We start from the raw sequence: 26,228 nt of genomic DNA, 5'->3' as shown, positions 1-26,228 counted from the left end.
CCTTCACTAGACGACTGGTCTACTAAAAACTAGCCGACCGGTCGTGTATCGTCGAGGCATGGGTCGAACCAGTGACGCGAAGAACAAGATCCTCGACGCGGCAGCAACGCTGATCGAGCAGCGCGGCTACACGGCGCTCGGTGTGGCCGAGATTTGCGCGGCGGCGGGTGTACCGAAGGGCAGCTTCTACTACTTCTTCGAGTCCAAGCAGGCGCTCGCCCGCGCCGTCATCGACGAGCACTGGGTCACCCAGCGCCGCCAGTGGGAGCAGTTGCTCGGCAGCGAGCGCGACCCGCTGCAGCGGCTCCGGGACCTGTTCGAGGCCACCGAGGAGGTCCAGCGCGTCGGCCAGCAGAAGGCCGGCGTGGTCGCGGGCTGCCTCTTCGGCAACCTCGCCCTCGAACTCAGCAACCAGGCCGAGGAGATCCGCGGTCGGCTCCAGGAGATCTTCGAGGAGCAGATCAGCCTCATCGAGCAGGTCGTCGTCGAGGCGAAGGAGCGCGGCCTGGCGGGCCCGGCGGTCGACAGCCGGGAGGCCGCCCGATCGATCGTCGCCCAGATCGAGGGTCGGGTCCTGCTCGCGAAGTTGCTCAACGACCCGACCCAGTTGGAGACGCTGTGGCGCAACTGCCTTGATCTCCTCCAGGTGCCGGCGCAGGCGCGGACCACCACCGGCTGAACGGACGACGGTCGCTGACCGTCCACTCTGGGCGCCCTGCTCGGCCGCTCAGTAGCATCGGCGAGGCACGATATTCAGGCGGACCACTACCCGACCGGATCGAGCACTCGACATGACGACCGAGCAGACCACGTCTCCCCCGCGTGCCGGTGTCGGCATCGCCGCTCAGGGGCTGGGCCAGAGCGTCCGGAGCGGTCGCCAGATCCTGACCGACATCTCCCTGAGCATCGCGCCGGGTGAGCTGGTCGCGATCATCGGCGCCAGCGGCGCCGGGAAGACCACCCTGCTGGAGATCCTCGCCGGGGTACAGCGACCGGCGGCGGGCACCGTGACGTACGACGGCACCGCCGCGGCCGGCACCATCGGTGTCGTCCCGCAGGACGACATCATCCACCGCGAGCTGCCCCTGGCCCGTACCCTGCGGTACGCCGCCCGACTACGCCTGCCCTCCACCACCGCGCCGGCCGAGATCAGTGACCGGGTCGCGGAGGTGCTCGCCGAGCTGCGACTCACCGACCGGGCCGCCACGCCGGTCGGCCTGCTCAGCGGCGGTGAACGCAAGCGCGCCAGCATCGCCGTCGAGCTGCTCACCCGACCCGGCGTGTTCTTCCTGGACGAGCCCACCTCCGGACTGGACCCGGCGATCGCCGTGGAGCTGCTCCGGGTGCTCCGCGCGCTCGCCGACACAGGTGCCACCGTCGTGCTGACCACTCACCAGATCACCGACGTGGACCATTGCGACCGGGTCGTCGTGCTGACCCGTCAGGGCCGGCTGGCGTTCACCGGCACCCCGGCCGCCGCCCGGGAGTTCTTCGGCCTGCGGTCCCTGGTCGAGGTGCACCTCCGGCTCGACGAAGCGACGCAACCCGCCGAGTGGCCCGATCGCTTCGCCGAGCAGCGCGCGGCCGAACAGCCGCCCCGTACCACCGACGACGCTGACATCGCCGCGACGCCGCCCCGGCGCGTCGGCCGGCTGCGCCAGTGGGCGGTCCTCACCGCGCGCAACACGGAGATCGTCGCCCGTAACCGGCTGACCCTGGCGATCCTGCTCGGCTCGCCGCTGATGGTGCTCGGCATGTTCGCGCTGCTGTTCCGGCCGGGGGCGTTCGAGCCGACCAGACCCAGCCCGACGGTGACCGTGATGATCCTGTTCTGGATCGCGTTCGGCGGCTTCTTCTTCGGGCTGACCTACGGGCTCCTCCAGATCTGCACCGAGCTGCCGATCCTGCGCCGGGAGCGGCTCGCCGGTGTCCGGCTGGTGCCGTACCTGTTGGCGAAGGTCGCGGTGCTGCTGCCGCTGCTGGCCCTGGTGGACCTGGCCCTGCTCGGGGTGCTGCGCGGCATGGACCGGCTGCCGCCGGTCGGCGGCGATGACTTCGCCGCCCTGTACGCGACCCTGCTGCTCTCCTCGGCGGCGGCGCTCGCCCTCGGTCTGCTCTGCTCGGCGGCCGTGTCCGACGCGGCCCAGGCGACGCTCATGCTGCCGATGCTCTGCTTCCCACAGGTGCTGTTCGTCGGCGCGATTCTGCCGGTGCCGGCCATGGCGGTCGGCGGTCAGTGGCTCAGCTACGCGATGTCGAACCGGTGGGCGTTCGAGGGCCTGGGACACACCGCCGGGGTGGAGCGGCTCTGGCGCGACGGCGGCTCTCCGCTCGGCCCGCCGCTGCTGGCCACGTACGGCGACAGCTTCTCCCGGCCGGTGTGGGTCGACTGGCTGGTGCTCGGCGGTTTCGTGCTGCTCTTCCTGGGCGTGGCCTGGGCGGTCCTGCTCCGACGGGATCCCCGTCGTGCGTCCTGACCCGACGCCGCACGCCTCCCCCGCGGCGCTGCCGGGATACGCCGCCACCGGCCGGATCGACGAGCTGCGCGCCACCGAGTACCGACACCTGGACACCGACGGGCAGGTGTACCTCGACTACGCCGGAGCCGGGGTGGCCGCCCAGGCGCAGGTTCGCGCCCACCACGACCGGTTGCTCGCCGGCCTGTACAGCAACCCCCACTCGGAGAACCCCACGAGCGTGGCGGCGGGCTCACTGGTGGAGTCGGCGCGACGCGCGGTGCTCGACTTCTTCCGCGCCGACCCGGACGAGTACGCGGTCATCTTCACCCCGAACTCCAGCGGCGCCTGCCGGCTGGTCGGTGAGGCGTACGACTTCGGCCGGTCCGCGCCGCTCGTGCTCACCTGGGACAACCACAACTCGGTCAACGGCATCCGCGAGTACGCGCGGTCGGCTCGCGCGTCCGTACGCTATCTGCCGCTGAACGGGCCGGAGCTGCGGGTCGCCGAGTCGGACCTGGTCGCGGCGCTGGACGCTGGCCGAGGCAGCCTGGCCCGTCGGTGGGGTCGGCCCGGTCGGCGCGGGCTGTTCGCCTTTCCGGCGCAGAGCAACTTCTCCGGGGTGCAGCACCCGCTGGGCTGGGTGAAGCTGGCCCACCAGCGCGGCTACGACGTGCTGCTCGACGCGGCCGCCTTCGCGCCGACGAACCGGCTGGACCTCAGCGTCGTCCGGCCGGATTTCGTCTGCCTGAGCTGGTACAAGCTCTTCGGCTACCCCACCGGGGTCGGCGCGCTGCTGGCTCGCCGTTCGGCGCTGGCCCGGTTGCGTCGGCCGTGGTTCGCCGGCGGCACGATCCGCGCGGTGAGCGTGCAGGGCGACTGGCACCGGCCGATGGACGACGAGTCGGCGTTCGAGGACGGCACGCTCAACTTCCTGAGCATTCCGGACGTGGAGTTCGGGTTGCGCTGGCTCGACTCGATCGGCGTGGACCTCGTCCACTCCCGGGTCGGCCTGCTCACCGAGTGGCTGCTGGAGCGGCTGGCCACCCTGCGGCACGACACCGGCGGGCCGCTGGTCCAGGTGTACGGGCCGACGACGGGTGCGGGGCGCGGTGGCACGGTGACCTTCAACCTCCGCCACCCGGACGGCACGCTGGTCGACGAACGGCTCGTGGCGCGTGAGGCGGCAACGGCCGGGCTCTCCCTGCGTACCGGCTGTTTCTGCAACCCGGGCGCGGCCGAGGGCGCGTTCGGGATGAGCCGGACGTCGATGCGGCAGCGGCTGTTGGCGGGCGTCGACACGATCGACCAGTACCTTGCCGCGCTGGGGCTACCGACGGGCGGCGCGGTCCGCGTCTCGTTCGGCCTGGCCTCGAATGCGACCGACGCGGAGCGCCTCGTCGACTTCGTCCAGTCGACCTACCTCAACCGGAGTGCCGGTGCGGAGTCACCTCTGCCACCTCGGCTGCGCTGCTGACCTGCCCGACCAGGCCGACTAGCTGACCTGGGCCACCGGCGCCGGGCGGTGCTTGATCTCCTCCATGAACGGGAACCGGGCGGTCAGCTCGGCGAACGTCAGGCCGGCCCGCCAGGCTGCGGCCACCTGGGCGACCTGCACCAGGTCCATGACGTCACCGCGGGCAAGAACCTCTCCCGCGACGCGCAGGTCAATCATGAAGTACCGGGCCTGCGACCCCAGCCCCACGCAGACCACGCCCTCGTCGGAGTGCAGCTCGGCGCAGGTGAACCGGGCCCGCCCCTGCTCCGGCGCGGTCACCCGGCCGACGTCGAGCCCGTGGCGGGCAGCAGTTTCGATCAGCGCGGGGGCCAGGCCACCCCGCTCGACCAGATCCGGGTAGAGGCGCACACCCAGCGCCGTCGACGCCTCGCTCATGACTGACTCCCACTTCCTTGTGACAGAGACCAGCAGCGCGCAGGTTACGGGAAAGTTTCCGGCACGCCTCGTCATCCTGTCCCGCGTGGACGCCCCACGGCAATAGGAAGGGTCGATTCGACCGCTATCGAGTAACGCTCGACCGCGCCGAACTCTTTCGATGGGTCGGCGTCGTCCATCTCGGAGGCATCGAGCAATGCGACGGCGACGACCGGCGTCGGCGCTCCGCGCTCACTGCTCAGCATCGGGCGGTAACGGACGGTCGTGATATTGGAAACACTCTTGACAGAAAGACATGATATCGACATGCTTCGCTTTAGAGAGCGCTCTCTATCCTGGTAAAACGCCTCCACCACCCCAAGCTGAGGAGCCTCCCGTGTTCACAGCCCGGCCCAGCCTCCGCTTCCGCCCCCTCGTACTGCTGGCGGCCGCCCTCGTCGCGATCGCGACGGCGCTCGTCGTCCCGGCGCACCCCGACCGGGCCGAGGCCGCCATCGGCCCCATCAGCTGGCAGGACGAGTTCAACTCCCCCGCCGGCACGCCCGTCGACCAGAACAAGTGGCGGTTCGACATCGGCGGTGGCGGCTGGGGCAACAACGAGCGGCAGTACTACACGAACAGCACCAGCAACGCCGTCCACGACGGCCAGGGCAACCTGGTCATCACCGCCCGCCGGGACAATCCCGCCAACTACCAGTGCCACTACGGGCGCTGCGAGTACACGTCGGCGCGGTTGCTGACGGCGGCCACCTTCACCCAGACGTACGGGCGGTTCGAGGCCCGGATCAAGATCCCGCGTGGTCAGGGCATCTGGCCGGCCTTCTGGATGCTCGGCACCGGCGGCGGGTGGCCCGACGCTGGCGAGATCGACGTCATGGAGAACATCGGGCGGGAGCCCAACACCGTCTACGGCACGGTGCACGGGCCCGGCTACTCCGGCGGCGGCGGCATCACGGGCAGCCGCACCCTTGGCGCGCCGCTCGCCGACACCTTCCACACCTACCGGGTGGACTGGGAGCCGAACGTCATCACCTGGTACGTCGACGGGGTGCAGTACCACCGGGTCGATCCCGCTCGGCTCGGCGGCAACCGCTGGGTGTTCGACCACCCCTTCTTCATGATCCTCAACGTGGCGGTCGGTGGTAACTGGCCCGGCTACCCGGACGGCTCGACCCAGTTCCCGCAGCAGATGCTCGTCGACTACGTCCGGGTGTCCAGCTACACCTCGGGTGGCGGGGGCGACCCGACCCCCGGCACCAACCGGATCCGGGGCGCGCAGAGCGGTCGCTGCATCGACATCCCCGGCGCCAACCCGGTAGAGGGTGCCAAACTCCAGATCTGGGACTGCAACACCACGGCGGCCCAGAGCTGGACCTTCGCCTCCGACGGGACCGTCCGCGCGATGGGCAAGTGCATGGACCCGGCCTGGGCCGGCACCGCCAACGGCACCGAGGTCAACCTGGTCAGTTGCAACGGCAACACCGCGCAACGCTTCACCCTCAACGCCTCCGGCGACCTGGTCAACCTCAACGCCAACAAGTGCGTGGACGTACGGGAGGCCAACCCCAACAACGGCGGCAAGCTGCACCTGTGGGACTGCCTCGGCGCCGCCAACCAGAAGTGGTCTCGCATCTGATCACCCGAGCACAAAGGCGTGGGCCGTCCGAGGAGGAACTCGGGCGGCCCACGGCCGTTGGAGCCCCCGCCCACCTCCTCGAACCGGATTAACTCGATGGGCGAGGAGGCCAGGCTCATGCCCACTATGTTCGGATTAGTCCAGAATCCGGCAGTTCCGGGAGTGAGCTCATGTCGCACCACCTCGATACGCCCCTGGCCGCCCAGGGCGGCCAGTTGTACATCGACGACCTGTTCGTCTTCAACGGTGACCGCGCCACGGTGTTCGTCATGGACGTCAACAGCTCGGTGACCAAGGCCGACATCAAGCGCGGCTTCCACGCCGAGGCGCGTTACGAGATCAAGATTCACATCAACGGCGCCGAGGTGGAGGACCTGACCTACCGGTTCGCCTTCGGCGAGCTGGACGGTGACGCCCGGCAGGCCCTCCAGTTGTACGAGCTCACCGGAGCGGACGCCCGCGACGACGCCGCGATGGGCACCCCCATCGCCGAGGGGCGAACCGGCGAGGTGACGACCGGCGGCAACGTCCGGATCTGGGCCGGCCGGATCACCGACCCCTTCTTCATCGACCTCGACGAACTCGCCACCATCAACGGCGCGGTCAAGAACGGTTCGCCTGTGGACCGCTCGGCGTGGCGAGCCGACCAGGCCAAGAACAGCTTCGCCGGCACCACAGTCGAGTCGATCGTCCTCGAGGTCTCCCACGACGAGCCACTGCTGCGCGACGGCACCGAGATCGGCGTGTGGTGTCGCACCATGCTGGCCACCGACGCCGGCGGATGGCGCCAGATCAACCGCGCCGGCCACCCCATGATGTGGCCGATCTTCTGGCCCCACGACACCGACTTCTCCGACCCCGCCAACTTCCGGCACCCCAGCAACGACCTCACCGAGGGCGGGGAGGAGATCGCGAACGCGGTCGCCGGGGTGGTCAAGGCGAACGGCACCGCACCGGACCCGCAGGCGTACGGCTGGAGCGTCGCCCGGCAGCTCTACCCCGACCTGCTCTCGTACAAGGTCGGCACGGCCGCGAACTTCGGCTTCGCGGTCCGCAACGGGCGCACCCTGGCCGACAACGTGCCCGAGGTGATGTTCTCCCTGGTCCTCAACACCGGCACCACGTCGGGCCTCACCTCGGAGGTCACCAAGGCCGCCCGTTCCGCCACGTTCCCGTACGTGGTCGCGGCCTGAATCCGCTCGCGGGGCTCGGCGGCCGGCACGGTCCCCGACGGCGTAAAAGCGGACCGACCCCCACGGTCACGCCGGGGAGGTCGGTCCGCTGAGACTGGAAGCTGTCAGCCCTCGATGTCCCGAGGGTCACGGCTGCGGGGGTAGGTGTTCTTCTCCCCGATCGTGCCGTCCTGCTTCTTGATCACGTGTTCGACGCCGCGGTCGGCCGCCATCTCGCGGCCCTGGGCCTGCGCGTCGGCCTTCACGTCATGCGTACTGCTGGCCCGCTCCTGGCCCTCCGGCTTGTTCTTCCACTGCCCGTCCTCGTGGTACGTGTCGACGTCGCCCTTGGCCATGACCGGCTCCTCCCTGCGTCTGCGCTGTCCCCCGAATCAGTGCCCCCGAGCCGCGCCGGGCAAACTGGGGTCCTCAGGAGACAGCCGGGCAGTTGTTGCTCACCCGCCGCAGAATCTGCTCGCGTTCGTCGGTGGTGATGCCCGACGGCGTGCCGTCGAAGTGGGTCTCGACCTTGTCCCAGCCGCGGCGCTGCTCGTAGTGCAGGTGGGGGGCTCCGGAGTTGCCGGTGCTGCCGAGCCGCCCGATCTGGTCACCCTGGGCGACCTTCTGACCGACGGTGACCAGCGGCGGTTCGAGCATGTGCAGGTACTGCGTCTCCCACTTGCCGCCGTGGTCGATCTTCACCCAGTAGCCGCCGCCACGCCCCCGTGGGCCATCCGGGTTCTCCGGGTTCCGACCACCCAGCGAGCCGTTGATGCCCGCCACGGTGACCGTGCCGGCGTACGACGCGAGCACCGGCCGCCCCCACGTCTCGCCCTCGGTCGGGAAGAAATCGACGTCGTAGTCGTCGTGACCGGGGTAGGTGCTGAGCTGCCACGTCTCGCCGCAGGTCACCGGCATCTGGAAGAGCGGGCGCGGCCCGGCCGGTCGCAGCATCGGCACCGCGACCACCGCGACGCCCAGAACGGCCGCCGCCGCGACGAGCGCGAGGAGGACGCGGATGGCGCGGCTTCGAGGGCGGCGGTGGGAACGGGCTCTGGTCGGGCGGCCGGTCGTCACCGGCCCGAGCATGGCAGATCCCGGCAACGTTCCGATCCCGAGGTGGCGCACCCGCAGCGGTGACATTGCAGTCGCATCGCAAAGGGGATATCGTCAGATGCAATGCAGTTGTATTGCAACGAGAGTGGGCTGCCATGCACGTGATCGCGTTGTCCGAGGTGACCGCCGAGACGGCCGCCCTGGTCGGCGGCAAGGCGGCCGGGCTGGGCGAGCTGATCCGGCACGGCGAGCGGGTCCCCGACGGTTTCTGCGTGACCACTGAGGCACACCGGCTCGGCGTCGTCCCCACGGCCGAGGTCGTCGCCGCGTACCAGCGGCTCGGCGCGGGCCCGGTGGCGGTGCGCTCCAGCGCCACAGCCGAGGACCTGCCGGACGCGAGCTTCGCCGGGCAGCAGGACACCGTCCTCGACGTCACCGGCACCGCCGAGCTGATCGCCGCCATCGAGAAATGCTGGGCCTCGCTGCACGGCGACCGCGCGACCGCCTACCGCGACGCCCGGGGCATCGATCACCAAACGGTGCGGATGGCCGTCGTCGTGCAGCGCATGGTTGCACCCACGGTGGCCGGAGTGCTGTTCACCGCGAACCCGCTGACCGGGCGCCGCGACGAGATGGCCGTCGACGCCGCTGCCGGCCTCGGCACGACAGTGGTGGACGGCGCCGCAGCCGTCGACCACTACATCCTCGACGACGTCACGCGCACCGAGGCCGGATGCCTGACGTCCACGCAGCTGGCCCGCCTCCGCGCCACCGGCGAGCGGTTGCAGGCCCACTTCGGCTGCCCGCAGGATGTCGAGTGGGCCATCGACGCTGACGACGTCCTGTGGCTCCTCCAGTCCCGGCCGATCACCAGCCTGTTCCCCGCCCCGCCGCTCAGCGAGAAGCCCCTCCCCCGCGTCTACCTGGAGTTCGGGCACGTCCAGGGCATGCTGCAACCGGTGACCCCGATGGGCATGTCGACCCTGCGGACGCAGATCGCCGCGATGCTCGCCGCGCTCGGGGTGCGGGTCGAGATCGTCGACATCGGCGGCCGCCTCTACGGCGACCTGACCGACCTCGCGCGCGACCGGTCGTCCCGCAAGCGACTGGTGAAGCTTTTGGCGGTCGACTTCGGGCCGCGCGCCCAGGCGGTGATGCAGCACGTGCTGGCCGATCCCCGGTTCGCCCCGACCAGCGGCGGCGCCCGGCGCGGTGGGGCACCGGGGGCCGCGTCGCTGCGGACGGCCCGCCGCGCGGTGGTGGGGATCCTGCGGGCGCTGGCCCGTCCCGAGGCGACGCGGACCCGGATGTTCGAGGCGATCGAGCAGCTGAGGGTAAGCTCCGCCGCCCCCGCCGACCTGCGTACCACCGCGGACCGGCTGCGCTTCGTGCAGGCGCAGGACGACGACGACGCCGATGACAGCGCCGACGCGATCATGTGGCCGATCGTCGCCGGGATGCTCGCCGCCGCCCTGCCGACCGCGCTGCTCAAGGGCGTCGCCGGCCCGGACGAGATCCACACCGTGCTCGGCGGCATGCCGCACAACGTCACCATCGAGATGGACCTGGCCCTGTGGCGGCTCGCCCAGGGCGTGGGCGAGCACCGCCAACTCCTCCTCGACACCCCGCCGGCCGAGTTGGCCGTACGCCACCTGCGCGGGACGCTGCCCGACATCGGCATGGCGGCCTTCCTGGACGTCTACGGGCACCGGGGCGTCGCCGAAGTCGACCTCGGGGTGCCGCGCTGGGCGGAGGACCCCACGCCGGTCTTCGCCGCGGTCGCCAACTACCTGCGGGTCACCGATCCGCAACAGGGTCCCGACCAGCGCTTTCAGCGGGCCGCCTCGGCGGCCGAGACAGCGCTGGAGGAACTGGTCACCCGAGCTCGCCGCCGACGGCCGGTCCGGGGCTGGATCGCCGGTTTCCTGTTGCGCCGGGCGCGGTCGTTGGCCGGCCTGCGTGAGGCCGGCAAGTTCGCCGGGCTGTACCCGCTGCGCGAGACCCGTCGCCAACTGCTGCTCATCGGCGCCGATCTGCACGCCCGCGGGTCGCTGGACCAGCCCGACGACATCATGTTCCTGACCCTCGACGAGGTGCACACAGTCGTACACCAGGGTGTTGATCTGCGCGGCACCGTCACCGCCCGACGGGCCGTGCACCGCCGGGAGCTGCGGCGTCGGACGGTCCCGGTGGCACTGCTCTCCGACGGTACGGATGTGGAGACCGTCCTGCCGGCGGCATCGACGGGCGACGGGACGCTCGCCGGAGTGGGTGCGTCGGCGGGCCGGGTGACCGGCCCCGCCCGGGTGGTGCACGACCCGGGCACCGCTCACGTCGAGCCCGGCGAAGTCCTGGTGGCCGCGACCACGGACCCTGGCTGGACCCCGCTGTTCCTCACCGCGGCGGCGCTGGTCACCGAGACCGGCGCGATCATGGCGCACGGCCCGACGGTGGCCCGTGAGTACGGCATTCCCGCCGTCATCTGCGTGCCGGACGCCACCCGGACCATCACCACCGGGCAGCTCGTCACAGTGGACGGCAGCGCCGGAACCGTCACGCTGCACGAACCGTCGGCCCCCGAGCAGGAAGGACGACCATGACCGACACGAAGACACCGACCAGGGCGCGAGTGGGCCCGCTGCTGCGTCGGGCGGCCGAGGCCGAGGCCGCGACGTGGCGCAGCCTGTACGTGTGGGCGCGGCGTCGTCCACTGCCGCTGGGGCCCGGCGACGAGCCGTTCGGCTACCTCGGCGTGGTCAAGCCGATCCTGGGCATCTTCATCGGCCTGTCGGTCGTGGAGATCCCGATCTTCGACGTGGTGGTCACCCACGTGGTGCCGTGGCGGCCCGCCCGCTGGATCGTGCTGGGCCTCGGCATCTGGGGTCTGCTCTGGATGATCGGCCTGTTCGCCAGCATGACGATCCACCCCCACGTCGTGGGCGACCGGGGCCTGCGGGTGCGGCTCAGCTGGGGCGTCGACATCTGGATCCCGTGGACGGACGTCGAGGCGCTGCGCAAGCGCTACCGATCGTTGCCGTCGAGCAGATCGGTGCAGGTCGAGCAGGAGGGCGACCGCCGGGTGGTGTCCATCTCGGTCGGCAGCCAGACCAGCATCGACGTCCTGTTGCGTCGGCCGCTGACCTTCGACCTGCCGAAGGCCGGGTCCACGCCGGTCAACGAGCTGCGACTGTACGCCGACGACCCGGACGGCCTGCTGCGCAGTGCGCGGGGCACTCCGGTGAGCCAGACCGTCAGCCGGTGACGCCGCGCTGGCGGAATCTCCGGGCCACCCACTGTGAAACGATCGAGGCCATGCCCAAGAAGGTCGATCACCAGGAGCGACGCACCCTCATCGCGGATGCGCTGATGCGGGTCGCCGCGGATCAGGGCCTGGAGGCCGTCAGCCTCCGACACGTGGCTGCCGCGGCCGGCGTGTCCGCCGGGATGGTCCAGCACTACTTCCGGACCAAGGACGAGATGATGGCGTTCGCGATGGCGGTGGTCCGCGAGCGTGGCCAGGCCCGGGTCACCGAGGCCCTGGCGCGGCTGGGCGAGAACCCCGCCCCCCGGCTGCTGCTGCGCACATTGATCGCGGCGCTGTTGCCGCTCGACGACCGCACCCGTGACGACGGGCGGGTGGCACTGGCATTCCTCGCCTACACCGCGGTACGACCGGCGTCCGCGACCGGCCTGCGGGCCGACACCATGCAGCTGACCAGCTTCATCGCCAGCGTCCTGCCCAGCGGAGACACCGCCGAGGGGGCCGGCCTGCTCGCGTTGATGGAGGGGTTGGGCGTCTACCTGCTGGGCGGGCAGTACACCGCCGAGCAGGCGCTGGGCGCGCTGGACGCCCAGCTGGACCTGCTCTTCGGCTCGTCGGCGGCCGCCTGAGCGGTCGCGGTCGTACCGCGCCCTCAGCAGCGCGGCACGTTCGGGATGTACCCGTCGTAGCCGGTCAGCACGAAGGCGTCCGAGACGTAGCGGTTGGTGCCGATCCGGTTCCACACGGCGGTCGTGCCGTACGGGCCGGTGACCGTGCTGCCGACGGCCTGGCAGTAGACGGCGACGGTGGCGCCGTCGGCGACCGAGCCGACGACCGGATAGCTGGCGCCGGGGCCGGAGCGCACGTTGAGGCTGGACGCCTCGGTGGTCACCGCGCCGGAGCCGATGCCGGTGATCCCGTTCACCAACTGCATGTAGTAGGTCCAGTTCCAGTTCGGGCCCGGGTCGGTGTGGGTGGCACCGGGCACCTCACGGTGGGCGATGATGTGCGCCCGGTCCCTGGGAATGCCGTACTTCGTGGCGAGGCTGCGGGTGAGCGCGGCCGAGGCGCGGTACATCGCGTCGGTGAACCAGACGGGATTGTCGACGAACCCCTCGTGCTCGATGCCGATCGACTCGGTGTTGTAGGTCCAGTTGCCGGCGTGCCAGGCGATGTCCTTCTCCCGCACCGACTGGGTGACGGCCCCGTCGGAGGAGCGGAAGGTGTAGTGCGCGCTGGCCTGCGCGGCCGGGTTCTGGAACCAGCTGACAGCGCCGGCGTACGAGCCCTGCGTCAGGTGGATGACGATGCGGTTGACCGGGTGACTGCCCGGTCGACTGGCCACCGTGTAGTTGCTCGTGCTGGCCGGCGCCCACGCGGCCGGCCCGTAGTCGGTGCTCAGGGTGCCGATCCCGCCGAGCACAACGGCCCGCTCCAGGCCACCCCGCCGGGGCGCGACCGGTCGCCCTGCCACCGCCTCGCCGCGCCCGGTGAACCCAGCCCGCAGCAGGTCGTAGACGGTGTCGGCGTAGAGCCGCGCGACCGACGCCTCGCTGGCGCCGCCGTACCGGGCGACCGCTCCGTACCAACCGTTCACGTCGTCGCGCGTCGCGGCGGTGAGGCCGGCCTGATCGGCGTACGAGCGCAGCACGGCCGCCGCCCCGAGCACGTTCGCCGCGGGTTCGGTCCGCAGCGCGGCCGGACTGAGCCGGGTGAGCGCGGCAGCCTCGTCCAGGGTGCGCACGCCGGGGGCGCTCGCCAGGTGCATCAGCCCGTGACCGCCCGCCGCGCTTGGTGTGCGGGCGTGCATGTCCAGCCGCGACTCGGCGTACCCCAGCGCCACCAGCAGGTCGCGTGGCACGTCGTACCGCGCGGCGGCGGTGTCGAACGCGACGGCCAGCGGGGCGGCCGGCGCCGGCGTCCCACCGGGGTCGGCGACAGCCGGTGACACGACCGCGACGACTCCGGTCAGGGCGGCGGTCAGGGCGGTGGTCAGGGCGAGCAGGAACCGGCCTCCGTGGAAGGTGCGAACGGACATGAGCCCTCCTTGCGGTGACTGTGGGTTGGCGGCCGGTGGGCCGCCAACCCACAGGGATGAACCTCGTCAGCACCAGCCGTTGATCGGACCGTTCACACCGGTCGACAGGTAGGCGTCGGACACCCAACTGCCGTCGCTCAACCGGTTCCAGAGCGCCGTGGTGCCGTACCGGCCGGTGTGGGAGGTGCCGTTGGCGGAGCAGGAGATGGTGACTGTGGCGCCGTCGGCCACCGAGCCCAGCGAGCCGTAGCCGGTCCCCGGCCCGGCACGTCGGGTGAGCGCCCCGCCGCCGTTCGCGTCGACCACCCCCTGGTTGAAGCCGAGCGCGCCGTAGTTGTACAGGCCGCCGCCGGCACCGGCCCAGGCCGACCCGTGCCGCGCCCCGCCCTGGTACGCGGCGGCGCCGTTGGCCAGTACCCACTTGCCGATGTCGTGGCCGGCGATCGGCACGTACGCGCTGTTCTGCCGGAGCCCGAAGTGGACGTGCCGGCCGTAGGCGGCTCCGCCGCAGGTGACGTCGGTGCCGGTGTTGCCCAGGACGGCGCCCTGGCCGACGCTGGCGCCGTTGACGGAGATGCTGTTCCACAGGTGGTAGTAGTCGGTCGAGTAGCCCCGGTCGTGAATGACCCGGATCCACCCCTGACACATCGTGTACGCCGCTCCGGCGCGGGTGGCCCGGACCACCTGGTCACCACCGGCCAGGTCGACCGAGCTGTACGGCGACTCGGTCCCACCCCAGCCGTGCGGGCCGCTGGTGAGCGTCCACGTCTGGCCCACACCGAACGGCAGGGCCATACCGGTCCGGTAGTCCCCGCCCGCGTACATCGGGGTGGGGGTGGTGGTGAGCACGCCTTTCTCCTGGCTTGTCATCAGGGGCGACTCGGCGGCCAGCGCACCGAAGGCGGCCTCGCCGTCGAAGGCGATCCGCCACCCGGCGGGCTCGGACCGGGCGATGAAGATCGACCCGGTCGGGTGGGCGTCCTCCTGTCGGGGCGCGAGCGCGACGGCGGTGCCGAACGCCCACCGGCCGCTGGTGCGGCTGACGGTGATCCGGGTCTCCGGTTGCGCATCGGCGGCGGACAGCTCGGCGGTGCCGAGCAGTTTGGCGGTCACCGCAGCGGTGAGCGTGGGGGTCACGGCCGCGGAGGCGGCGCTGGGGGTGGCCCCGATCAGGCTCGTGACCATCAACAGGGCCGCGGCGACGCCGCCGGCCAATCGTCGACCGTTTCTCATCGTGCCCTCACTTTCGATTGGGGTCTCGGACCGGCTTGATGCAGAGCCCGTGGCCGCTGAGGGGTGCAGTGCCGGCGGGCCTGAGCAGCGGCGACTGCCAGGTTCAAGAGATCGGCATAAATATTGAAGCTGATTGTTGTGTAGTAAACCGTCGAAGTCAACGCGCTCAGCGAAGGTTTCCTACATCGTCTGATTTCGTTCGCCGACACTCGGATCCGTCCGTGCCGTGGTGGCCCGCGCCTTCAGTCGGCGCAGCTCGTCGGCGGACATCAGCCAGGTGGAGTTCGTCGTCCCCAGGCCGAGGAGCACCTGGTCGAAGGAGTTGCCGTCGTTGTCGTCGGTGTAGCAGACGCTCACCTCACCCCAGGGCGACGCGGCGACCGCGAAGTGCTCCTGCCGACCCGTCGTGGTCTGGCTCAGCGCCTGGGCCGCCAGTCGGCCGGTGGACGTGCCGTCCGGGTTGAGGCCGCGCGCCCAGACGTCCGGGTTGGCGCCGGACACCGTCCAGCCCACCACCACGTTGTCCTGGTCGTCGATGCCGACCCCGGGGGCGATGGCGCCGGTGCCGGTGGAGACCGGAACCTCGTCGTGCCGGGCCGTGCCCGCAGCGGTGAACGATCGGGCCGAGACACCCCGGGTGCCGGTGTGGTCAGATTCCCACCCGACTGTGAAGTCACCGGCGAAGTTCGCCGCCACCGAGGCACGCTGCTGCTGCCCCCCACTCTGGGCGTTGGCCGTCCGCCGCGACAGCGCCACGGCGCCGTTGGACCGGGCCAGCCGGGTCAGCCCGATGTTGTACGAGCCGTTGGCGTCGGCGTCCTCGTCCCAGACCACCAGCGCCTCGCCGGACGCGGACACCGCGACGTCGGGACGGTGGTGCGCGCCCGTCGCCTGCGAGGCCGTCACCTCGTACGCCTTGGTGGTGGCGGCGGTGAAGCCGGCGGCCTTGACGGTGGCGGGAGCGGTGCCCTGCACGTCCTCCCAGACCACTGTGAAGCCGACGGCGGCGGCGTTGGTGGGCGCGCCGTCCGGGTCGACCGCCACCTTTGGCCAGATCTGCTGCCCGGCGTCGCTGGCATTGGCCTGCCCCGAGCCGAGCACCGCGCCGGCGGGCGACACCACCCGGTACTGGATGTTGTAGACGCCGTTGCCGTCACCGTCGGCGGCCCAGACCACCACGGCGTTGCCCCGGTCGTCGAGCCCGACGTCGGGGCTGAGGTGCCGCCAGGCGGCCCCGCTGGTCCCCCCGGTGGAGAGCTTCAGCTCGTAGGCGGGGGTGCCGTCGCGGAACAGCCGCAGGTAGACCTCGCTGCGGGTGTCGTCCTGCGGGGCGGTGCCGTCCCGGTCGTCCTCCCAGACCACTGCGACGTGGCCGTTGCGGTTCATGGCGATGGAGGGCAGGAACGTCGATGAACGGCGATGGCTGCGGGGCGGAATCGGACATGACGGAATGCTGTCCGCGCCAAGGCGTTCAGGTGTCCGGACCGCCGGGGCCGGGGGCCGGACCGTCAGGTGAGCGGCGACGGCGACTCGGCGCCGGGGATCACCAGCGTCGGCGTGCCGAACCCGTCCGCCGGGACGCTCCAGACGTCGGGCTGGCCGTCGTCCCGGCGCAGCGTGTAGGCCAGCTTTCCGTTGTCCAGCCACGCGGCCTGGTCATCGACGCTGCGGGTCTCGGCGGTCGCGGTGACCCGCGTGGTAGCCAGGTCCAGGACCGACAGCCGCCAGCCCTTCGCCGGGTCGGCGTCGACCGCCTCCTTGAACGCGAGCCGGGTGCCGTCCGGTGACAGCGACGGGCACTCGACGTTCTCCTTCAGCGTCTCGACCGTACGTGCGGCGAGGTCACCCCGGACGAGGTACCTCTCGCCCCCGGTCGCCATGGTCGCGTAGAAGCGGTTGTCGTCGGCGGTGAAGGTGACGCCCCAGTAGTTGACGTCCGCGTTGCGGTAGCCCCGGCCCTCCCGGGTGATCGCGAACTCTTCGAGCGAGGCCACAGTGGTGCCGGTACGGGTGTCGAGGATCCCGGTGCGGGTGGAGAAGCCACTGGAGGTGTACGAGTCGCCACCGACGAACGTCGTCCAGGAGACCATCCGACCGGAGGCCGAGACCCGGGCCCGGTTCGGCAGCCCCGGCACACTGACCGCTCGGGTCTGGCGCAGCGCCGCGTCGAGCACGACAACCTGGTACGACCACGCCGTCTCCGGCTTCAGGCAGACCCCGGTGCCGGCCGCCGCGTACACCCGGAGGCATTCCAGGCCGGCGACGGTGCGCGGCCCGGCGGGGTCGGTCGCGGCGACGGTGGAGACGTGTCGGTCGGTGATAGCCAGCAGGCGCGGCCCGGACGTCAGGGTGACCGCCTGCGCGCCGCCAGCGGGTGGCGGCGTCCGGGGAGCCTGCGCGGCCGTGGCGGCGTAGCCGGCTGCCACGGTGCCCAACAGCACGGCCGAGGCGACCACCACGCCGAGCTTGGCTCGGGTCGACATCGCGGTCATCGGGGCACCTTCCGGGTGGTGAGTCGGGACGGGGAGGCCAGCAGGAGCAGCGTGCCGACCAGGACGCCGGCGACGACCACGGTCGCCGCGCGGATCGCGTTCTCCGGCCCCCACGCCTGCCAGGCCAGACCGAACAGCACGGAGGAGACGAGGTACGCGAGGGCCTGCCCGGTCTGCACCAACGCGATTCCGGTGGTCCGCAGACGCGCCGGCAGCACCGGACCGGCGAGCGCGATGAGCACGCCGTCGGTGGCCGCGTAGAAGGCGCCGTACATCGTCAGCGCCAGGGCGATCAGCGGCCAACCGTCGACCGGACCGGCCAGCAGCAGGTACGTCGCACCGAGGGCGGTGTAACCGCCGATCACCACGGGCAGGCGACCGATCCGGTCGGCGAGTACGCCGAGCGGAGCGGCGAGCAGCAGGTACGCCAGGCTGGTTCCCACCGCGAGCAGCGGGAACCAGCGCAGGCCGAGGTCCATCCGGCGTTGCAGCAGCAGGTAGACGAAGCCGTCGCCGATGGTGGCCAGCCCGAGCATCGCGGCGGCCAGCACCAGCCGCCGGGCGGGTCCGCCGCGCAGCAGCCCGAACGCCTCGCGGACGGAGACCTTCGGGTCGTTGGTCTCGCCCGCCGCCTCGCCGTCCGTCGCCTCGCCGTCCGGCTGCTCCCGAACGAAGAGCACCAGCACCACGACGGCCAGGGCCGCGATGCAGAAGCTGGTGACGAAGACCGCGTCGTACGACTGCCCGACGACCAACAGGACAGCGAACGCGGCGAGTGGCCCGAGGAACGCGCCGACGCTGTCCATCGCCCGGTGCACGCCGAACGCCCGACCCAGCGCCTCGGGTGGCGTGGAGAGCGTGATCAGCGCGTCGCGCGGCGCGCTCCGCACCCCCTTGCCGATCCGGTCGACGGCGATGACGGCGCCGATCGCCGGGATCGACCGACCGGCGAGCAGCAGGCCGAGCTTCGCGACCGCCGAGAGCGCGTACCCGACGCCGGCGATCAGCTTGCGCCGCCGGAACCGGTCGGCGGCAAAACCACCGACGACCCGCAGCAGCGCGGTGGCCCCGGTGTGGACGCCGTCCAGCACGCCGAAGGCCACCGGGCTGAGGTGCAGGCCCAGCACCAGATAGAGCGGCAGGACCGCGGCCACCATCTCGGCCGACACGTCGGTGATCAGACTGACAGTGCCGAGCGCAACGACGTTGCCGCTGACCATCGCGAACCGACGGCGTCGCGGCCCCGATCCGGGTTGGTCGGCGACCGGTCGGGAGACGGTCGAAAGGTACACGAGCATCTCCTCTGATCCACGGTCGACGGGCAGCCATCGTCCGTACTCAGTGGAGGCGGCACAACGGACCGCGGGTGGCATCCGGGCGAGGGTCGGGTGAACGAGCTCCCAACAGCGAGGTGTTCGCCTGCCGGGACGCGCTGTTCATCCGCCCGTCGCCCGCCGGCTCATCGACCTTCCTACATTCCTTGCGCTCTTCCCACGAGGTAAGGAGTCCTGGATGGACATTCGATCCCCCCGTCCGTCGGTGACGCTGGGGGTGGTCACGGTGATCGTCGCCGCGACCGCCGCCGTCGTCGTGACCGGCGCTGGCGCGGCGTCGGCGGCGAGCGTGACCTTCACGCCGGTCGCCGACACCTACGTCCAGAGCGACGCGGCCGCCACCAACTACGGCACGTCCACGCAGGTGGTGGTCGACAACTCGCCAGTGCGGCGCTCGTTCCTGCGCTTCACAGTGAGCGGTGTCAGCGGCACGGTGACCGGCGCCAAGTTGCGACTGCGCACGATCAGCGGCAACAGCGGCAGCGACGCCGGTGGCACGTTCCGCCGGATGTCCAACACGACCTGGTCGGAGACCGGCACCACCTGGAACAACCAGCCGACCATCGACGGGGCCACGCTCGGCACGATCGGCGCGGTCAGCGGCAACACCTGGTACGAGGTCGACGTCACTGCCGCGGTCACCGGCAACGGCACGTACAGCTTCGGCGCCACCTCGACCAGCGGTGACGGCGCCTACTACGACACCCGCGAGAGTGGCGCGGACGCTCCGCAACTGGTGGTCACCACCGGGAGCACCACGCCACCCCCGTCGGGCGACCCGGTGTTCGTCGGTGCCGGCGACATCGCCGACTCGGGCTCCGGCGACAGCGCCACCGCGACGCTGCTGGACAGCATCCCTGGGACGGTCTTCACCACCGGCGACAACGTCTACGACAGCGGGACGGCGTCGCAGTTCAACAGCTATTACGAGCCCACCTGGGGTCGGCACAAGTCCCGCACCCGCCCGTCGCCGGGCAACCACGACTACAACACGTCGGGTGCGACCGGCTACTACAACTACTTCGCTACGTCCGCCGGCCCGAGCGGGCGCGGGTACTACTCGTTCGACCTCGGCAACTGGCACGTCGTGTCGCTGAACTCGAACATCAGCATGTCGGCCGGCTCGACGCAGGAGCAGTGGCTGCGCGCGGACCTGGCCGCCAGCAGCAAGCCGTGCACGATCGCGTACTGGCACCACCCGCTGTTCACGTCCAGCTCCAACCACGCGCCGTCGACGTCGACGCGTCCGCTGTACCAGGCCCTCTACGACTACAACGCCGACGTCGTGGTGTGGGGACACAACCACGTCTACGAGCGGTTCGCCCCGATGAACCCGGCCGGTGGCGCCGACTCCAGCCGGGGTCTGCGCAGCTTCGTCGCCGGGATGGGCGGCGCCGGCCACTACGGCTTCGGCACCATCCAGCCCAACAGCGAGGCGCGTAACAGTTCGGCGTGGGGCGTACTGAAGTTCACCCTGCACTCCAACAGCTACGACTGGCAGTTCGTGCCGGTGGCCGGCCAGACCTACACCGACAACGGCACCAGCACCTGCCACTGACGAACGCGTGCCCCCTGTCCGCGAGGCGGGCAGGGGGCACGTGCGTACCGGCCGAGCGTCAGCGGGCCGTGCCGGCGCGACGCTTGTTGTAGACGTCGAAGGCGACCGCGACGAGCAGGACGAGACCCTTCACCACCGACTGGGTCGACTGGTCGATGCCCATCAGCTGCATGCCGTTGCTCATCACCGCCATGATCAGACCACCGACCATCGCGCCCACCACGGTGCCCACGCCACCGGTGACCGCCGCGCCGCCGATGAAGGCCGCGGCGATCGCGTCCAGCTCGAACATGTTGCCGGCGGCGGGCTGGGCGCCGTTCGACCGCGACGAGTAGATGACGCCGGCCACCGCCGCCAGGAAGCCCATGTTGACGAACATCCAGAAGTTGACGGTGCGGACCTTCACCCCGGACAGCGCCGCCGCCGACAGGTTGCCGCCGATCGCGTAGACCTGGCGACCGAAGACGGTACGCCGGGTGAGCAGGCCGTAGACCAGCACCAGGACCGCCAGGATGATCAGCACGATCGGCAGCCCTCGGGCGTGCGCCAGCTGCCAGGCGAAGTACATGAGGACCGCGCCGACCAGCACGACCCGGGCGACGAAGAGCGGGAACGACTCGACGGGCTGCTGGTAGCGGATCCGCGCCACGCGGGTGCGGAAGCCGCTGACCGCGTAGCCGGCCACGGCGATGGCGCCGATCAGCAGCGTGAAGGCGTCGAAGCCCTGCCCACCGAGCAGGCCGTTGAGGAAGCCCGCCGCGACCTGCTGGTACTCGGACGGGAACGGCGACAGCGAGATGTTGTCGAGCACCCGCAGGGTCAGACCCCGGAACAGCAGCATGCCGGCCAGGGTCACGATGAAGGCCGGAATGCCGGCGTACGCCACCCAGAACCCGTGCCACGCCCCGACCGCGACACCGACGACCAGCGCGGCCACGACGCCGATCCACCAGGGGTGGCCCTGCTGGATCACCAGGACGGCGGAGACCGCTCCGGTGAGCGCGACGACCGATCCGACCGACAGGTCGATGTGCCCGCCGATGATCAGGATGACCATCCCGATCGCGAGGACCAGGATGTACGAGTACTGGAGGACGATGTTGGTGATGTTGCCGGGGCTCAGCAGCACCCCGTCGGTCAGGACCGCGAAGAGCGCGACGATGACGACCAGGGCGACGTAGATCCCGCTCTGCCGCAGGTTGTTCAACACCAGCGCCCGCAGGTCGCTCGTCCCGCTGTGCAGGGCGGCGGCGGGCGGGCTGTCCGGGGGCGTGGGGTGCTCCGTCGAAGGGGTCTTGATGCTGGTCATCCGACGAGCTCCTTGTCCTTGGTCATCAGCTCCATGAGGCTCTCCTGAGTCGCCTCGGCCACCGGCATCTCGCCGGTGATCCGGCCGGCGGCGAGGGTGTAGATGCGGTCGCACATTCCGAGCAGCTCCGGCAGCTCGGAGGAGATGACGATCACCGCCTTACCGGCGGCCACCAGCCGGTTGATGATCGTGTAGATCTCGTACTTGGCGCCGACGTCGATGCCGCGGGTGGGCTCGTCGAGGATCAGCACGTCCGGGTCGGTGAACAGCCACTTCGACAGGACGACCTTCTGCTGGTTGCCGCCGGAGAGCTTGCCGACCACCGCCATGACGCTCGGCGTCCGGATGTTCATCTCCTTGCGGCTCGCCTCGGCAACCTTGATCTCCTCGTTGCCGTTCACCCAGCCCAGGCGGGACAGCCGGTCCAACGCGGCGGCGGACACGTTGCGCCGCACGTCGTCGATGAGGTTGAGGCCGTAGCGTTTGCGGTCCTCGGTGACGTAGGCGATGCCGTTGTCGATCGCCTCGGCGACGGTGCGTGCCTGCACCTCCCGCCCGTGGACGAAGAGTCGGCCCCGGATGTCGCGCCCGTAGGACCGACCGAACACGCTCATGGCCAGCTCGGTCCGCCCGGCCCCCATGAGGCCCGCGATGCCGACGACCTCGCCGGCGCGTACGGACAGGCCGACGCCCTCGACAACCATCCGGTCCTGGACCGGGTGACGCACCGTCCAGTCCTCGATGCGCAGGACCTCGTCACCGGGGGACGACTCGCGGTCGGGGTAGAAGCTGTCCAGGTCGCGCCCGACCATGCCCCGGATGATCCGCTGCTGGGTCACCTCGTCCGACCGCATGTCGAGGGTCTCCACGGCGCGCCCGTCCCGGATGACGGTGGTCGAGTCGGCGATGGCGGTGATCTCGTTGAGCTTGTGCGAGATCATGATGCAGGTGATGCCCTGCTCCTTGAGGGCCCGCAACAGGTCGAGCAGGTGCGCCGAGTCGATGTCGTTGAGCGCGGCCGTCGGCTCGTCCAGGATGAGCAGGCGCACCTTCTTCGACAGCGCCTTGGCGATCTCCACGAGCTGTTGCTTGCCGACGCCGAGCTGGATGACCGGGGTGACCGGGTTCTCGTGCAGCCCGACGGACGCGAGCAGCTTCGCCGCTTCGGCGTTGGCGAAGTTCCAGTCGATGAGCCCGCTGCGGCCGCGCCGCTCGTTGCCGAGGAAGATGTTCTCCGCGATCGACAGGTACGGCACCAGGGCGAGCTCCTGGTGGATGATGACGATGCCGTTGGCCTCGCTGTCGCGGATGCCACGGAACTGCATCGGCTTGCCGTCGAAGAGGATCTCGCCGTCGTACGAGCCGGACGGGTAGACGCCGGACAGCACCTTCATCAGGGTGGACTTGCCGGCGCCGTTCTCACCACAGATGGCGTGGATCTCCCCGCGGCGCACTGCGAGGGTGACGTCCTCCAGCGCGGTCACGCCGGGGAAGGTCTTGGTGATGCGACGCATCTCGAGGATGGTGTCGTCCATGGTCACTGTCCTCCGTCAGGTCTGGACGTGGTACGCGCCCAGGCGTCGGGCCCGGCGGGTGACCGCCGGGCCCGACGAGTGGCTTACTTCTTGGCCTGACCGGCGGCGACCTCTTCCGCCGTCCAGTAGCCGGAGTCGATCAGCGTCGCCTTGATGTCGTCCTTGTAGACGGTCGCGATCGGCAGCAGGTACGCCGGGACGACCTTGACGCCGTTGTTGTACGTCTTGGTGTCGTTGGCCTGCGGCTGCTTCTTCTGCAGGAACGCCTCGGCCGCGTTCACGGCCTGCTCGGCCAGCAGCCGGGTGTCCTTGAAGACCGTGGAGCTCTGCACGCCGTCGTTGATCAGCTTGATCGAGGCGATCTCCGCGTCCTGGCCGGTCACCACCGGGAGCTTCTTAGCGCCCTTGCCGTAGCCGGCGTTCTGCAGGGCGGTGATGATGCCGCGGGAGATGCCGTCGTACGGCGAAAGCACGCCGTCGACCTTCGAGCCGTCGTTGTAGCTGGAGGTGAGCAGGTTCTCCATCCGCTTCTGCGCGGTCTCCTGCTGCCACCGCAGGATGGCTACCTGCTCGGGGGTGGTCTGCTTGGACTTGACGACCAGCGTGCCGTTGTCGATGAACGGCTTCAGCGTGTCCATCGCGCCGCCGAAGAAGTACTGGGTGTTGTTGTCATCCAGCGACCCGGCGAAGAGCTCGACGTTCAGCGGCCCCTTGGCCGTGCCCTTCGAGCCGTCCTTGTTCAGCAGGCCGAGACCGACGAGCAGCGCGGTGCCCTGGGCGACGCCAACCTTGTAGTTGTCGAAGCTGACGTAGAAGTCGACGTCCTTGCTGCCACGGATCAGCCGGTCGTAGGAGATGACCGGGATCTTCGCGGCCGCGGCGGCCTGCAGCTGGCTGCTGAGCGCGGTGCCGTCGATCGCCGCGAGGACCAGAACATCGGCACCCTGGGTGATCATCTGGTCGACCTGCTGCGACTGCGTAGGGATGTCGTCGCCGGCGTACTGGAGGTCGACCTTGTAGCCCTTGGCCTCAAGCTTCGACTTCACCGCGTTGCCGTCGGCGATCCACCGCTCCGAGGTCTGCGTCGGCATCGACACACCGATGGTCAGATCGCTGGGCTTCTCGTCGCCGGACTTCTCACCGCTGCCCGCACCCCCGCCGCTGCACGCCGCCAAACTCAGCGCCAGTGCGGCGCCGCCGAGAGCAACCAGGAATTTCCTGCCCACGGGCTTCTCCTCTCTGGACTCCCCCGCCGACTGCCGGGGCCAACTGTCATCTTTCGGGTAGTGTTAGCGCTCACATAGATTGCGTCAACACCAGATCCGAAATACCGGTGTCACGGTCTCGTAACGGAGCATCCAGGCGAGCGTAGCCATGTGGCCGATCCGCCGGAAGGGCAGGACGCGGCGACTCAGCGTGGTCGTCCGCAGCACTCTACAGACCGATGCCCGCGGACGACGTCTGTCGTCCGCGGGCACCAGCATCGGCCGGATCAGGTGGGTCGCCGCGACCTCGGCCTTCGGCGGTCCCGATCGGCTACCGCTGCGACCACCGCTGGTTCGCCGCTCCGGTGCACGTCCAGAGGATCACCGTGGTGCCGTTGGCAGTGGCATTGGCGTTGACGTCCAGGCAGAGCCCCGACTGCGTGTTGCTGATCGTGCCGTTGGCGTTGACCGTCCATTGCTGGTTGGTCCCGCCGTTGCAGTCCCAGATCTGCACCTTGGCGCCGGCCGCGGCGTTCGGCGGCGCGTCCAGGCACTTGCCGAGGGCCTGCAGGGTCTGACCGCTGCTGGTCCAGCGCTGGTTGGCGGCGCCGTTGCAGTCCCAGATGACCGGCTGCGTGCCGTTGGTCGTGTTGCTGTTCGGCACGTCGAGGCAGCGGCCGGAGGCGGCGCTGGCGTACGCGCTCGACGTGGTCGGCGGCGGCGTCGTCGGAGGAGTCGTCCCGCCACCGCTGACCCGGTACACCACAGTGCCGTGCGCGGGGACGCTGGCGCTGATGGTCCCGCTGCTGGAACTGGTGCCGCCGGTCCACGCGTCCACCAGCGTGAACGACGAGCCGGACTTGCCGATGGCCGCGGCCGTGGTCGAGATCGTCGTCGTCGAGCCGCCCTGGTTGAAGAGGGCGACGGCCACGTCACCGTTGGCGAGCCGCTTGGCCAGCACCCGACGCGTGCCGTCGAACGACACCTGCGTTCCCTGCAACCCGAGCGAGTCCTGGTTGATCGCGATCAGGTTGGCGTTCTTGAGGATCGTCTGCGTCGCAGCGTTCATGTTCCGCACGTCGTTGCCGGCGATGAGCGGAGACGCCATGATCGCCCACATCGCGAAGTGGCTGCGCATCTCCGTGTCGTTCATGCCGCCGCGACCGACCTCCATCATGTCGGGGTCGTTGAACCCGCCCGGCCTCGCATAGGACGCCAGCGGAACGGTGACGTTGATGATGTTCTGGATGCCCATCGGGTAGCCGTTGCTCTGGCCGGTGTCCCACGCGTTGGTGATGTCCTCGGTGGTTCGCCACATGTTCGCCACGTCGCCCCAGTTGCGCTGCGGGCCGGTCTTGGCGTGGATGCTGTTGGAGTTGATGCTGTAGACGATCGGTCGGCCGGTGGCGGCCAGCGCGTCACGCATCTTGGCGAAGGTGGTCACCTGGTCGTTGATGCTGCCCTCCGGCGAGCACCAGTCGTACTTGAGGAAGTCGACACCCCAGGCGGCGAACTGGCGTGCATCCTGCACCTCGTGGCCACGGCTGCCGGTCGCGCCGGGGTAGGCGCCGAAGTACTGCGCACAGGTCTTGTCGACCGGCACCTGGTAGAGGCCGAACTTCAGGTTCCGGGCGTGCAGGTAGTCGCCGAGCGCCTTCATCCCGCTGGGGAACCGGCCGGGGTCGCCCTGGATGTTGCCGGAGCTGTCCCGGTTGGGGTTGAACCAGCAGTCGTCGACCACGACGTAGTTGTAGCCCAGGTCCCGCATGCCGCTGCTGACGATCGCATCTGCCGTCTGGCGGATCAGCGCCTCGTTGATGTTGCAGCCGAACGAGTTCCACGAATTCCAACCCATGGGGGGAGTGCGCGCCACGCCGTTGTCCAGTGCCTGCGCCGTCGGGGCGCGAAGGCCGACCAGGCCACCGGCGAGCAGAATTCCGGCCGCCAGTACGCTCCCCCAGCGACGACCTCGGGTATTGCGGTTCATCGAGCCTCCTTGTCGGTGACGCCCGCCCGTGATTACGATCTCTGGTCGGTACGCCGATAGT

General features: G+C 70.3%; 22 protein-coding genes. 9 read left to right on the top strand and 13 right to left on the bottom strand.

The features are described 5' to 3' along the window. The first annotated feature begins 58 nt into the window (after positions 1–58). The 3 genes from FB453_RS16285 (at position 59) to FB453_RS16275 (ending at position 3,933) form a co-directional block, all read left to right on the top strand. Positions 59–679: a TetR/AcrR family transcriptional regulator gene (locus tag FB453_RS16285; RefSeq protein ID WP_112585405.1), complete on the top strand. Its 621-nt coding sequence runs from the start codon at positions 59–61 to the stop codon at positions 677–679. Positions 680–791: 112 nt separating this feature from the next. Next, positions 792–2,477 (top strand): ABC transporter ATP-binding protein/permease, encoded by a 1,686-nt coding sequence (locus FB453_RS16280; RefSeq protein WP_145791199.1) that lies wholly within the window; start codon positions 792–794, stop codon positions 2,475–2,477. After that, entirely contained in the window at positions 2,467–3,933 is a 1,467-nt protein-coding gene (locus tag FB453_RS16275; RefSeq protein WP_145791197.1) for an aminotransferase class V-fold PLP-dependent enzyme, read from the top strand. Before FB453_RS16280 ends, FB453_RS16275 begins: the two co-directional genes overlap by 11 nt. Positions 3,934–3,951: 18 nt before the next feature. Here the strand turns inward: FB453_RS16275 and FB453_RS16270 are convergent, their stop codons facing one another. Together FB453_RS16270 and FB453_RS16265 are read right to left on the bottom strand one after the other, a co-directional pair. After that, positions 3,952–4,350 (bottom strand): hypothetical protein, encoded by a 399-nt coding sequence (locus FB453_RS16270; RefSeq protein ID WP_145791194.1) that lies wholly within the window; start codon positions 4,348–4,350, stop codon positions 3,952–3,954. Positions 4,351–4,421: 71 nt separating this feature from the next. Continuing rightward, positions 4,422–4,703, bottom strand: coding sequence for a hypothetical protein (locus FB453_RS16265; RefSeq protein ID WP_145791192.1), 282 nt, complete (start codon positions 4,701–4,703; stop codon positions 4,422–4,424). Between the two features lie 23 nt (positions 4,704–4,726). Between FB453_RS16265 and FB453_RS16260 the strand changes: the two genes are divergently transcribed. Both FB453_RS16260 and FB453_RS16255 read left to right on the top strand, forming a co-directional pair. Further along, the gene (locus FB453_RS16260; protein ID WP_186718321.1) at positions 4,727–5,986 is read left to right on the top strand and encodes a family 16 glycosylhydrolase; all 1,260 of its coding nucleotides are present in this window, start codon (positions 4,727–4,729) and stop codon (positions 5,984–5,986) included. A gap of 170 nt (positions 5,987–6,156) precedes the next feature. After that, on the top strand, positions 6,157–7,179 hold the full coding sequence (locus FB453_RS16255) for a DUF4331 family protein (protein WP_112624851.1): 1,023 nt from the start codon (positions 6,157–6,159) through the stop codon (positions 7,177–7,179). 104 nt (positions 7,180–7,283) lie between these two features. Here the strand turns inward: FB453_RS16255 and FB453_RS16250 are convergent, their stop codons facing one another. Beyond that, a complete protein-coding gene (locus FB453_RS16250; RefSeq protein ID WP_091401205.1) occupies positions 7,284–7,514 on the bottom strand; it encodes a DUF2188 domain-containing protein in 231 nt (76 codons plus the stop codon). A 73-nt stretch (positions 7,515–7,587) separates the two neighbouring features. Then, complete coding sequence (locus FB453_RS16245; protein ID WP_112624843.1) at positions 7,588–8,247, bottom strand: M23 family metallopeptidase; 660 nt, start codon at positions 8,245–8,247, stop codon at positions 7,588–7,590. Positions 8,248–8,369: 122 nt separating this feature from the next. Here FB453_RS16245 and FB453_RS16240 point away from each other — a divergent pair, with 122 nt between their 5' ends. From FB453_RS16240 to FB453_RS16230, 3 genes are read left to right on the top strand one after another with little or no spacing between them, the layout of a single operon-like run. Further along, complete coding sequence (locus tag FB453_RS16240; RefSeq protein WP_145791190.1) at positions 8,370–10,814, top strand: PEP/pyruvate-binding domain-containing protein; 2,445 nt, start codon at positions 8,370–8,372, stop codon at positions 10,812–10,814. After that, positions 10,811–11,476 (top strand): hypothetical protein, encoded by a 666-nt coding sequence (locus tag FB453_RS16235; RefSeq protein WP_145791188.1) that lies wholly within the window; start codon positions 10,811–10,813, stop codon positions 11,474–11,476. Before FB453_RS16240 ends, FB453_RS16235 begins: the two co-directional genes overlap by 4 nt. A 50-nt stretch (positions 11,477–11,526) precedes the next feature. Beyond that, positions 11,527–12,105 (top strand): TetR family transcriptional regulator, encoded by a 579-nt coding sequence (locus tag FB453_RS16230; protein ID WP_145791185.1) that lies wholly within the window; start codon positions 11,527–11,529, stop codon positions 12,103–12,105. A 23-nt stretch (positions 12,106–12,128) separates the two neighbouring features. On the opposite strand, the gene FB453_RS16225 is transcribed toward FB453_RS16230, so the two are convergent. From FB453_RS16225 to FB453_RS16205, 5 genes are all read right to left on the bottom strand, one after another. Next, a complete protein-coding gene (locus tag FB453_RS16225; RefSeq protein WP_145791182.1) occupies positions 12,129–13,514 on the bottom strand; it encodes an N-acetylmuramoyl-L-alanine amidase in 1,386 nt (461 codons plus the stop codon). A gap of 66 nt (positions 13,515–13,580) precedes the next feature. Further along, positions 13,581–14,747: a M23 family metallopeptidase gene (locus tag FB453_RS16220; protein ID WP_486480299.1), complete on the bottom strand. Its 1,167-nt coding sequence runs from the start codon at positions 14,745–14,747 to the stop codon at positions 13,581–13,583. Between the two features lie 180 nt (positions 14,748–14,927). After that, positions 14,928–16,133 (bottom strand): hypothetical protein, encoded by a 1,206-nt coding sequence (locus tag FB453_RS16215; protein WP_486480298.1) that lies wholly within the window; start codon positions 16,131–16,133, stop codon positions 14,928–14,930. A gap of 122 nt (positions 16,134–16,255) precedes the next feature. Next, positions 16,256–17,239, bottom strand: coding sequence for a TolB-like translocation protein (locus tag FB453_RS16210; RefSeq protein ID WP_145791180.1), 984 nt, complete (start codon positions 17,237–17,239; stop codon positions 16,256–16,258). Further along, positions 17,236–18,531, bottom strand: coding sequence for an MFS transporter (locus FB453_RS16205; RefSeq protein WP_486480297.1), 1,296 nt, complete (start codon positions 18,529–18,531; stop codon positions 17,236–17,238). The genes FB453_RS16210 and FB453_RS16205 overlap by 4 nt, the downstream gene beginning before the upstream one ends. Before the next feature lie 220 nt (positions 18,532–18,751). Between FB453_RS16205 and FB453_RS16200 the strand changes: the two genes are divergently transcribed. Then, a complete protein-coding gene (locus FB453_RS16200; protein WP_145791175.1) occupies positions 18,752–20,131 on the top strand; it encodes a CBM96 family carbohydrate-binding protein in 1,380 nt (459 codons plus the stop codon). 58 nt (positions 20,132–20,189) lie between these two features. Here the strand turns inward: FB453_RS16200 and mmsB are convergent, their stop codons facing one another. The 4 genes from mmsB to FB453_RS16180 all read right to left on the bottom strand — a co-directional run bounded on the left by mmsB (position 20,190) and on the right by FB453_RS16180 (position 26,167). Further along, the gene (mmsB, locus tag FB453_RS16195) at positions 20,190–21,440 is read right to left on the bottom strand and encodes a multiple monosaccharide ABC transporter permease (RefSeq protein WP_112585363.1); all 1,251 of its coding nucleotides are present in this window, start codon (positions 21,438–21,440) and stop codon (positions 20,190–20,192) included. Further along, on the bottom strand, positions 21,437–22,975 hold the full coding sequence (mmsA, locus tag FB453_RS16190) for a multiple monosaccharide ABC transporter ATP-binding protein (protein WP_112585361.1): 1,539 nt from the start codon (positions 22,973–22,975) through the stop codon (positions 21,437–21,439). Before mmsA ends, mmsB begins: the two co-directional genes overlap by 4 nt. Before the next feature lie 83 nt (positions 22,976–23,058). Further along, entirely contained in the window at positions 23,059–24,201 is a 1,143-nt protein-coding gene (gene chvE / locus FB453_RS16185; RefSeq protein ID WP_112585359.1) for a multiple monosaccharide ABC transporter substrate-binding protein, read from the bottom strand. A gap of 310 nt (positions 24,202–24,511) precedes the next feature. Then, positions 24,512–26,167, bottom strand: a complete 1,656-nt coding sequence (locus FB453_RS16180) for a ricin-type beta-trefoil lectin domain protein (RefSeq protein ID WP_145791172.1) — start codon at positions 26,165–26,167, stop codon at positions 24,512–24,514. Positions 26,168–26,228 lie beyond the last annotated feature (61 nt).

The organism is Micromonospora sp. CNZ322 (genome assembly GCF_007827755.1).
This window is presented reverse-complemented; position numbering and strand designations above follow the sequence as displayed.

Bases quoted from the DNA above. Each gene is read 5' to 3' on its own strand.
- FB453_RS16180 (WP_145791172.1), bottom strand. From the start codon at position 26,167: ATGAACCGCAATACCCGAGGTCGTCGCTGGGGGAGCGTACTGGCGGCC.
- FB453_RS16255 (WP_112624851.1), top strand. From the start codon at position 6,157: ATGTCGCACCACCTCGATACGCCCCTGGCCGCCCAGGGCGGCCAGTTG.
- FB453_RS16230 (WP_145791185.1), top strand. From the start codon at position 11,527: ATGCCCAAGAAGGTCGATCACCAGGAGCGACGCACCCTCATCGCGGAT.
- FB453_RS16215 (WP_486480298.1), bottom strand. From the start codon at position 16,133: ATGAACCGCAACGGCCACGTCGCAGTGGTCTGGGAGGACGACCGGGAC.
- FB453_RS16200 (WP_145791175.1), top strand. From the start codon at position 18,752: ATGGACATTCGATCCCCCCGTCCGTCGGTGACGCTGGGGGTGGTCACG.
- FB453_RS16270 (WP_145791194.1), bottom strand. From the start codon at position 4,350: ATGAGCGAGGCGTCGACGGCGCTGGGTGTGCGCCTCTACCCGGATCTG.
- FB453_RS16240 (WP_145791190.1), top strand. From the start codon at position 8,370: ATGCACGTGATCGCGTTGTCCGAGGTGACCGCCGAGACGGCCGCCCTG.
- FB453_RS16245 (WP_112624843.1), bottom strand. From the start codon at position 8,247: ATGCTCGGGCCGGTGACGACCGGCCGCCCGACCAGAGCCCGTTCCCAC.
- mmsA (WP_112585361.1), bottom strand. From the start codon at position 22,975: ATGGACGACACCATCCTCGAGATGCGTCGCATCACCAAGACCTTCCCC.
- FB453_RS16235 (WP_145791188.1), top strand. From the start codon at position 10,811: ATGACCGACACGAAGACACCGACCAGGGCGCGAGTGGGCCCGCTGCTG.
- FB453_RS16225 (WP_145791182.1), bottom strand. From the start codon at position 13,514: ATGTCCGTTCGCACCTTCCACGGAGGCCGGTTCCTGCTCGCCCTGACC.
- FB453_RS16250 (WP_091401205.1), bottom strand. From the start codon at position 7,514: ATGGCCAAGGGCGACGTCGACACGTACCACGAGGACGGGCAGTGGAAG.
- FB453_RS16210 (WP_145791180.1), bottom strand. From the start codon at position 17,239: ATGACCGCGATGTCGACCCGAGCCAAGCTCGGCGTGGTGGTCGCCTCG.
- mmsB (WP_112585363.1), bottom strand. From the start codon at position 21,440: ATGACCAGCATCAAGACCCCTTCGACGGAGCACCCCACGCCCCCGGAC.
- FB453_RS16280 (WP_145791199.1), top strand. From the start codon at position 792: ATGACGACCGAGCAGACCACGTCTCCCCCGCGTGCCGGTGTCGGCATC.
- FB453_RS16220 (WP_486480299.1), bottom strand. From the start codon at position 14,747: ATGAGAAACGGTCGACGATTGGCCGGCGGCGTCGCCGCGGCCCTGTTG.
- FB453_RS16285 (WP_112585405.1), top strand. From the start codon at position 59: ATGGGTCGAACCAGTGACGCGAAGAACAAGATCCTCGACGCGGCAGCA.